Source organism: Marinimicrobium sp. UBA4509, assembly GCF_002388575.1.
Lineage (GTDB): Bacteria > Pseudomonadota > Gammaproteobacteria > Pseudomonadales > Cellvibrionaceae > Marinimicrobium > Marinimicrobium koreense.
In genome coordinates, this window is sequence record NZ_DGMV01000056.1 from 53,816 (window position 1) to 62,347 (window position 8,532).

The window sequence follows — 8,532 nt, forward strand, 5'->3', positions numbered from 1 at the left end:
TCCGCGCGTCGAGCCCCCAGGGATGGGTTTACGGCGTGTCTTGGAAGGGTTCACCCCAAGTGCTCCGGGCTTTCCGACTGCGACATACTCGACCAGCCCCGGCTTACAAGTTTTAAAGGAGTTCTAAAATGAACTGGATCAAGCGCAGCATGCAGACTCGGCTGATGGCCGTGGTGGGGCTCGGGTTGGGGGGCTTGCTGGTGACGGCGGTGATCGCCATCAGTCAGTTGAACCAGCGGCTGGACCGCTACAACGAACTGATTACCGTCAACATCGCCCAGGAACGAGCCATCAACCAGATGAACTTCGACTTCAAAGTCCAGGTTCAGGAATGGAAAAACGTCCTCCTGCGTGGCTACGACGACAGCCGACGCGCACGGTACTGGAACCAGTTCGAAGAACAGCACAACATCATCCAGGACGAAGGGCAGGCACTGCTCAGCCAAATGGAACCGAGCCCCGTGCGCCAGGAAGTGGCCGACTTTCTCGACGCCCACCAGACACTGTTCCGCGAATACCGCGCCGGCTTTGAAGCCTTCAGCGCCAACAACTACGACCCGACAGTGGGCGATAACGCCGTCTCCGGCATCGACCGGGAGCCCAGTCGGCTGCTGAACGACGCTGCAGAGCACATCAGCACCACCGTCTCCACCCTCACCCGCGAGGTCGAACAGGGCAGCGCCCAGGTCAGCTTCTGGTCGCAAGTGGCCATTGCGAGCGTCGCCCTGCTGGTGGTGGTGTTGCTGTGGTGGACGCTGCGGGCCGCCTTCCTGCGCCCACTCAAAGTTCTCATGGACCATATTCAGGAAATGGCCCAGGGGGATTTCACCGGCAAGGTGCGTATTCAGCGGGCCGATGAACTGGGACAACTGAGCGACAACCTGACCCGGTTACAATCGGAGATGGGCGGTGTCATCGGTTCGGTAAAAGACTCGGCGCTCAAACTCAACCGCGCCTCCGAGCACATCAACCTGAACGCCGATGAAATCACCCGGCTGACCGGTGATACCGAACAGTCCACCGATCAGGTGGCCACGGCGGTCAACGAGATGTCATCCACGGTGCAGGAGGTGGCCAACAACGCCTCCGGGGCCGCCGAGGCGGCCAATCAGGCCGATGAGGGAGCGCGACGTGGGCGCTCGGTGATGGAGTCCACGCTGGATTCGATCAATCATCTGTCCAACGATGTGAATTCCGTGGCCGAGGCCATGCGTCAGCTCGAGGGTGAAACCAACCGGATTGGCAGTGTGCTCGAAGTGATTCAGAACGTCGCCGAGCAGACCAACCTCTTGGCCCTCAATGCCGCCATTGAGGCGGCTCGGGCCGGTGAGCAGGGGCGCGGCTTTGCGGTGGTGGCCGATGAGGTGCGCACTCTCGCCCGTCGGACCCAGGACTCCACCCGGGAGATCGCGGAAATCATCGATGCGGTGCAAGCCGGCGCCGCCAACGCCATGTCCGCCATGGCGGCCAGCCAGGAACAGGCCCAGAATACCGTGGCCAGTGCCGGTGAGGCCGGTGAGGCGATTGCCGAAATTACCCGGGCCGTGGCCAGCATCAGTGAGATGAATGCCCAGATCGCCACGGCGGCCGAGGAGCAGAGCTACGCCGCCGAGGAGATCAACAAGAACATCGAGCGGGTGGTGGAGCTGGTCCAGGGGGCGCACCAGAGTGCTCAGGGGTCCACCAAAACCGCGCGGGATCTCAATGAGTTGTCGCGGCATTTATCAACACAGATCGCGCATTTCCGGGTTTAGACGGTATATCCAAAGCCGGGGCGGGACAACCGTACCCCACGTAGGTCGGATTAGGCCGGAGGCCGTAATCCGACAAGGGCGTCTGTATTGTGTCGGATTACGGCCTTTGGCCTAATCCGACCTACTCGGACTCATCCACCAATGCCTCTACTAACGCCACTGAATCATTTCGCCCAAACGCTCAAGATCATTGATCACCCGCCACTGGCCGCCGCCGGATTCCACCCGGCCCTGCCAGTGCTCCAGGCGCTTGGCGTAGTCCCGGGGGTCGATATTGTCCCGGCGCAGTTTGGTGACATTCAGGGCAACCACTTCCACCCCGGACATGTCGATGGGGAAGTCCCGAATCTGCCCTTCCTGAAGATCTTCCTCCAGATCGGAGAATACGAACAGGTAGCGCTGCCCGGCGCCGGTTTCGGTCAGATAGTCGTGGCCCTGAATCACCCCGCCGGTGATGTCGGTATTGGCGGCACCTCGCTCGATACCCCCCAACACCTCATCCAGGGTTTCCTTGAAGGCCCGCTTCTGACCGTTGGCCACGCTCGGACGATCGTCAAAGGTGACTTTGGCAACGATGTTTTTCTCGGTAAAGCTGCCGCCGTCAATCAGGGCCACCGCTATGGAGTCACCGCTGTCCAGGCTGCCCAGCAGATAGGCAATCAATGACTGGGCTTTGTCCAGCTCCTCGGTGTAGGTCCCGGAGGTATCCAGCAGCAGATACACGGCGCGGTTGTCCGGCCGCTGGGTGTCGCTGCAGGCGCTGATCACGCTCAGCGCACCGATCAGCGCGGCGAGGACAGCGCCGCGCCGGAGCCAACCGTAATAACGGTTCATGGTTATCTTCGTCGTACGCTTCATGGCTGTTTCCACAGTTCGCTTCATGGCTTCACCCCCACCACTTTGGTCGCTTCCAAGTCCTCACTGTCATCCCAGGGCGGGTCCTCCCGGTCGGCTTTGCGCTCACTGGAACGCGGGCGGTTCACCCACTGCTCGATGGCCAGAGGGACCACAATGAGCATGTCGTACAGGTGCACCAGCATCTTGCTCAGATGATTGGCCATGCCGCCCACCAGGCGGACGATCAGACGCAGCCCCCGCAGCAGTGCCACCACCATCACCCCCACCACGGTGCGCAGGGAGTGAATGAACGACTCCAGCGGAATCGCCACAAACGCCAGCACGAACGGCAGAATGAAACCGAGCACCATCTGACCGATGGAGGGAATCCAGCGGAACTGGGCCTCCACCACGGCGGCTCCGGTCAGGGTCTGGTTGAGCGCCTCGCGGTCCAGAGCCAGGAGGTCGCGCATATAGGCCAGGGAGGCTTCAATGCTGGCCAAGATGGTCAGCAGCGTCAGGCTGACAATCATCATCCGCCGGCGCATCCGGTCATCCATGCTGCCGATGATCGGGAACAGATGGGTGATCCGCAGGGACTCCAGCAGGAACACCCCCATGGCCACTTCCAGCAGAATGATCACCAGCGCGGCAACGTCCGAAATGCGCATGGACCCCACATAACTATTGCTGCCGACCATCTCCGACATGGGCATGGCAATCAGGTGGAAGTTGATCAGCCCGCCCATCAGGGCAACGGCCAGTACCAGTCCGGCAATCAGAAACTGGGTCATGGAGGACGCGGTCAGGGAATTCACCGCTTTGTCTTCCCCGGCACGAATCGCCGCGTATTCCTGCATCTGCTCATCAATGGTCTTGCTGCGTTCATCCAGCCCATCAATGGTCTGCTTCACCTGGCTCAGGTTCTGATCCAGGGAGCGCCACTGGGGCTGCATCCCGGCCAGAATCCGGTGCCGCTCCCGACTGCTTTTCTGGTACAGCTTCAAGGTCTCTTTATGGGCGTCTTCAATCACCTCACGGATATTTTCCAACACCTTGTGTACCGCCGGGTCACTGCTGCCGGGCAGGCCGGAGACAGTTTCGATCACCTCCGACCAGGCCGGTGGTAGCGGCGGCGCATCGCTGGCCTCCTGATAGTCGGCCTCGATCTTCTCGATGGCGTCGGCAATCTTGCGGTGCAGATTGGGGTAGCGGCTCAGATCCCGCTCCATGATGGTGTGCACCCGGTTGAAGTCCCGCTCAATGGCGGCTTCCGCCGAGCGGCGCCCCATGGCCAGTAGCACGTCCCGGTTGCGCGCCACCAGGCGATGCTCCAATTGACCGATGGACCGGCTCCACAGGCGCATGGCCCCATGCACGGCCCGGCCACTGGCGCGAAACAGTTGATGGGCGTGGCGGCGCCCCAGATAGAGCACCACCACCAGAATCACCAGCCAGATCGCCAGCGAGAGCGCCGGCGAATCCGACCAGAGGGTCAGTAGTTGATTGAACATGATGAATCCTCCGAATCAATGAATGTGCCAACCAGCGGATTGGCTTGAGTCGAAGTATCGCGAACGTCGGTGAAAAATCGGTGAGTTGGCCAGGCAAGGCGGTTTATGCCGCCTCAGAAGCGGGCGGCTTTGCCCAACAGTGACCGCCATCACAGCCTTTCTGGCAGCCAATGCTACACTTTGGCCATGGCAGACATACTCTGGGTTGAAGATCAGTCCCACTGGATCGAGAAGTTCCAGCCGGTGCTCGAGGCCACCGATTTCGATGGCCGGCCCACCCGTGTGCGCGTCTTCCGGTTTGCCGAAGCGGCCTGTCAGCACATCAAGCAGAGCGGCGCCGGCCAGGCACCGGATATTGCCCTGCTGGACGCCCAGATGAACGGCCGGGACAGCGCCGGCGCCTCGGTGTCCCGGGCACTGCAACGCAAGTGGCCCGACGTGCCCCAGGTGTACCTGTCCGAGTACAGCGGCACGGATATTGAGCAGAGTGCGTTCGAGCAGGGGGGCATACAGGACTTCATCGCCAAGCATCAACGCAATATCGAAGCGGTCTTGTGCTGGCGGATCAAGGCGGCTCTGCGTCAGCGTGAAGCCCCCAAAACCGAACAGCTCACCAGCGGGCCTCTGACCCTGGATAAGCTCACCTGGGAAGTCTTCTGGCACGGCCACAAGCTGATGAACCCCAACAACCCCCGCCGTCCGCTGGGCCCGACGCCCCGGAAAATTCTGCGCTACCTGGTGGAGGCGTCCCCCCGGCCGGTATCCACCCTGCAGATGGCCGAGGCATTGGAGGCCGACCCGGAACGATTTTCCTACGCCAACTACCGCCAGCACATCAAAACCCTGCGCCACGCCGTTCAGCAGGCCGAGCCAGAGCGGGACTTCATGGCCCTGTGTCAGCGAGGCGAAGGGATCGTCACCTTTGGGGACCTGGGTGCCTATTGCTGGAAGCCGGTCCAATCAGAGTAAGGAGCCACACCGTGGCCGACCCCGAGAATACTGACCTCAACACCGCGTCCCACCCGCCGTCGGTACGCCCGCGCCGGCTGGCCTTTCCCTGGCTGAGCAGCCTGGCCGGGTTGGCGCTGGGCGCCTACCTGCTGGCGGCGGGCGAGCCCCAGCTGTTGCGCGAGCTGGGGCTGATGCCCGAGGGCTACCGTCTGCACCCACTGCTTCAGGAGTTGGAGGTCAAACTGGCGGCGCTGCTGGTCTTCGCCCTGCTGATCCTGCGCGACGTGTTCCACCACAGCCGGCGCCTGCGGGCCTTTGACCGGGATATCGAGCGCTTGCGCACCGAGCTGAACCAGGTCTGGCAGAGCAAGAAGCAACTGCAACTCAAAGCCCACACCTATGCCGGTCACGCGGACAAACTGAAACTGTTTATCAGCGAGAAGCTGCTGGAATATATCGAGTACGACGAAAAGTTTCTGCACTTCAAAAGCATCGCCGCCGAAGTGCGTCACAACGGAGTCATCTGCTTTGACAAGGTGCAGACCGCCTTACAGAGCCACCTGGAACAGGATCAATATCCGGACGAGGAGACTCATGGCCGAGACCGCGACGCCTTCGAGGCGATGCGCTATCTGTGGGACCTGCTGGACCTGTCCACCACGGACAACATTGCCCTGCACATTGGCAACCAGCTGTGCGAGTGTGAGGAGCACTACTACCAGCGCCTGCTGAACGACGATGCCTCCGAAGCCGTACCCCATCGCCCGGATTACCGGCCGAGGCGGGCCACACTGAAGGCGCTCGCGCCCCTGCTGCAGGAATCACCAAGCCGGCTCGAAGCCCTGGATGAGGGCTCAACCGAGCGGTTGGTACTGGACGACGACCCCCAGTTTCGGGCCTATCTGGACCCGACCGACAGCCTGCTCGGCAACGAAAACCACTTTGTCCTGATGCTGGAAAACCTGCTGAAGAACGCCCAGTTCTTTGCCCGCAAAAAGGCCAAATCCAAGTACAACCGCGTCGCGCTCACCCTCGGCCAGCAGGGCGCCCGGGTCGAGCTCGCGGTGTACAACCGGGGCCCCCACATCGAGCCCGACGCCATGGAGCAGATTTTCCAGCTCGGCTACTCCACCCGCCGCGCCCGGGAACACCACGGCAAGGGGCTCGGATTGTTCTTTGTCCAGGAGATCGTCAAAGGCTATGAAGGTCGGGTAAAGGTCGAGAACGTCGAAAACCGGCCCGCCTACTATTCTCTGCGCATCGCCCTGGCCGACGGCCAACTGACCACCGAAGTGATTGAAGTCACCCTGAACGAGGACGGTCAACCCCAGTGTCGGCGGGCCCAGACCCTAAGCGGCTCCTCCGCGCCGGAAGCGGCAATGCTGGAGTGGGATTTCGACCAGGCCATCACCCGCGTGGAGCTGACCCCGACGGGCAGTCAGGATACCCTCGCCCTCGAGCTGGACCCCTCCGGGGGCAGGGAGACCCGACTGGACCCTCAAAACCCGGCTACTCCCCGCTGGGCCCTGGAGGTACAGCCCCGGCGCAAAGGCGGCAAGCTCACCTTTACGCCGCTGGATGTCGCCGGGGTGTGCTTCCGGGTGCTCCTGCCCACCGCGGCCTCAAGGGTCGAGGGGGACGATGAGGACCTGGACGCTCTGGCCCCCCGGGTTGAGGACCTGAACCGCCCCTTCGAGGCCCTCGAGGAGTACCGGGACTGAGCCCGCCAGGGACATTGAAATTCCGCCAATCACCCCCATATATAATTAAACGTTACTACCAGCATAGGTTTTTATATTGTTGGCATTTATAAGCGCCATTGCTTTTTGCCCCTTGCCTGGCCGCGGTGCAATCCTTATTATGCTGGCACACGTATAAAGCGGCCACGACCCGCTTGGCGCGGTCGACACCGCTTCACTCACGATACCGATTTGGAGACACAGCTTTATGAGTAGCGACGCTATTGTGCACGTCACTGACGAGAGCTTCGACGCCGAAGTCCTGAAGGCCGACAAGCCTGTTCTGGTGGATTTCTGGGCGGCCTGGTGCGGTCCCTGCAAAATGATCGCCCCGATCCTGGACGAGCTGGCCGGCACCCATGGTGACAAGATCAAGATCACCAAGATGGATGTGGACGCTAACAAAGAAGTCCCGGGCAAGTTCAACATCCGTGGTATTCCGACGCTGATCATCTTCAAGAACGGCGAGCCGGACTCTACCAAGGTGGGCGCACTGTCCAAGCAGCAGCTGGTCGAGTTTATCGAAGGCGCTCTGTAAGCCCGAACCCCGTCGGTAGCCCCCGCCTGGCGGGTGGCTGCCGGGCGCACGGCGACCAGTGACCGGCGCCTTTGCACTACCCGGCGTTTATCGCTATACTCCCTTCATTCGATGTTTGCCCGGCCTTGATTCAGCTCTGAACCACCATCCAGATCGATGGACCAGCCAAATCGATGGGCAGCTCCGGGGAGTTGACTGAAACGCCAGTTGATTTCCAATAAATTCCCGCTTGTTCTCCCTGTTTCGGCGCTCTGTGGCTCAGCCACCCTGGCCTGCAGTCAGCCTGTAAGCAGAGATAACAGCACCCCGGCACCGCCAGTCCCGCACGCTCAGAATCACAATTTTCGTGCAACAACAAATCCATTAACCTTCACACCAAAGTCACACTGTATGAATTTAACCGACCTGAAAACCAAACCCATCGAAGAACTGATCGACATCGCGCGGGAAATGGGGCTGGAAAGCATGGCCCGTTCGCGCAAGCAGGACATCATCTTCAATATCCTAAAGCGCCACGCCAAAAGCGGTGAAGACATCTACGGCGACGGCGTCCTGGAAATTCTGCAGGATGGCTTTGGCTTTTTGCGCTCGGCCGACAGCTCTTACCTGGCCGGCCCGGATGACATCTATGTCTCCCCCAGCCAGATTCGCCGCTTCAACCTACGCACCGGCGACACCATTGCGGGCAAGATCCGACCCCCGAAGGAAGGCGAGCGCTACTTCGCCCTCCTCAAGGTCAACGAGATCAACTTTGACAAGCCCGAAAGCTCCAAGCACAAAATCCTGTTTGAAAACCTCACCCCCCTGTTCCCCGATGAGCGTCTGCGCCTGGAAGCCGGTAACGGTTCCACCGAAGATCTGACCCCGCGCATCATCGATCTGATTTCTCCCATCGGCAAAGGCCAGCGCGGCCTGATCGTGGCACCGCCCAAAGCCGGTAAGACCCTGATGATGCAGAACATTGCCCAGGCAATTACCCGCAACAACCCCGAGTGCCACCTGATCGTTCTGCTGATTGACGAGCGTCCGGAAGAAGTGACCGAAATGCAGCGCTCGGTGCGCGGCGAAGTGGTCGCCTCCACCTTTGACGAGCCGCCGGCCCGTCACGTGCAGGTCGCCGACATGGTGATCGAGCGGGCCAAGCGCCTGGTGGAACACAAGAAAGACGTGATCATTCTGCTCGACTCCATCACCCGTCT

7 protein-coding genes are annotated in these 8,532 nt (G+C 61.1%); 5 read left to right on the top strand and 2 right to left on the bottom strand.

Going from position 1 to position 8,532, the window contains the following annotated elements; translation table 11 throughout:
- Positions 1-128: 128 nt before the first annotated feature.
- A complete protein-coding gene (locus tag B3520_RS10965; RefSeq protein ID WP_286804995.1) occupies positions 129-1,754 on the top strand; it encodes a methyl-accepting chemotaxis protein in 1,626 nt (541 codons plus the stop codon).
- 150 nt (positions 1,755-1,904) lie between these two features.
- Here B3520_RS10965 and B3520_RS10970 read toward each other — a convergent pair whose 3' ends face one another.
- On the bottom strand, positions 1,905-2,588 hold the full coding sequence (locus B3520_RS10970) for a vWA domain-containing protein (protein WP_286804993.1): 684 nt from the start codon (positions 2,586-2,588) through the stop codon (positions 1,905-1,907).
- 44 nt (positions 2,589-2,632) lie between these two features.
- Positions 2,633-4,105 carry a hypothetical protein gene (locus B3520_RS10975; protein WP_286804991.1) on the bottom strand — a complete coding sequence of 491 codons (1,473 nt, stop codon included), beginning with the start codon at positions 4,103-4,105 and terminating at the stop codon, positions 2,633-2,635.
- A gap of 186 nt (positions 4,106-4,291) precedes the next feature.
- Here B3520_RS10975 and B3520_RS10980 point away from each other — a divergent pair, with 186 nt between their 5' ends.
- From B3520_RS10980 to rho, 4 genes are all read left to right on the top strand, one after another.
- Entirely contained in the window at positions 4,292-5,074 is a 783-nt protein-coding gene (locus B3520_RS10980) for a response regulator transcription factor (protein WP_286804990.1), read from the top strand.
- Between the two features lie 11 nt (positions 5,075-5,085).
- Positions 5,086-6,777 carry a sensor histidine kinase gene (locus tag B3520_RS10985; protein ID WP_286804988.1) on the top strand — a complete coding sequence of 564 codons (1,692 nt, stop codon included), beginning with the start codon at positions 5,086-5,088 and terminating at the stop codon, positions 6,775-6,777.
- Between the two features lie 226 nt (positions 6,778-7,003).
- Positions 7,004-7,333 carry a thioredoxin TrxA gene (gene trxA, locus B3520_RS10990; RefSeq protein WP_286804987.1) on the top strand — a complete coding sequence of 110 codons (330 nt, stop codon included), beginning with the start codon at positions 7,004-7,006 and terminating at the stop codon, positions 7,331-7,333.
- 390 nt (positions 7,334-7,723) lie between these two features.
- Positions 7,724-8,532, top strand: an 809-nt coding sequence (gene rho, locus B3520_RS10995) for a transcription termination factor Rho (RefSeq protein ID WP_286876040.1), incomplete at its 3' end; no start/stop codon positions are given.

Bases quoted from the DNA above. Each gene is read 5' to 3' on its own strand.
- B3520_RS10975 (WP_286804991.1), bottom strand. From the start codon at position 4,105: ATGTTCAATCAACTACTGACCCTCTGGTCGGATTCGCCGGCGCTCTCG.
- B3520_RS10965 (WP_286804995.1), top strand. From the start codon at position 129: ATGAACTGGATCAAGCGCAGCATGCAGACTCGGCTGATGGCCGTGGTG.
- trxA (WP_286804987.1), top strand. From the start codon at position 7,004: ATGAGTAGCGACGCTATTGTGCACGTCACTGACGAGAGCTTCGACGCC.
- B3520_RS10970 (WP_286804993.1), bottom strand. From the start codon at position 2,588: ATGAACCGTTATTACGGTTGGCTCCGGCGCGGCGCTGTCCTCGCCGCG.
- B3520_RS10980 (WP_286804990.1), top strand. From the start codon at position 4,292: ATGGCAGACATACTCTGGGTTGAAGATCAGTCCCACTGGATCGAGAAG.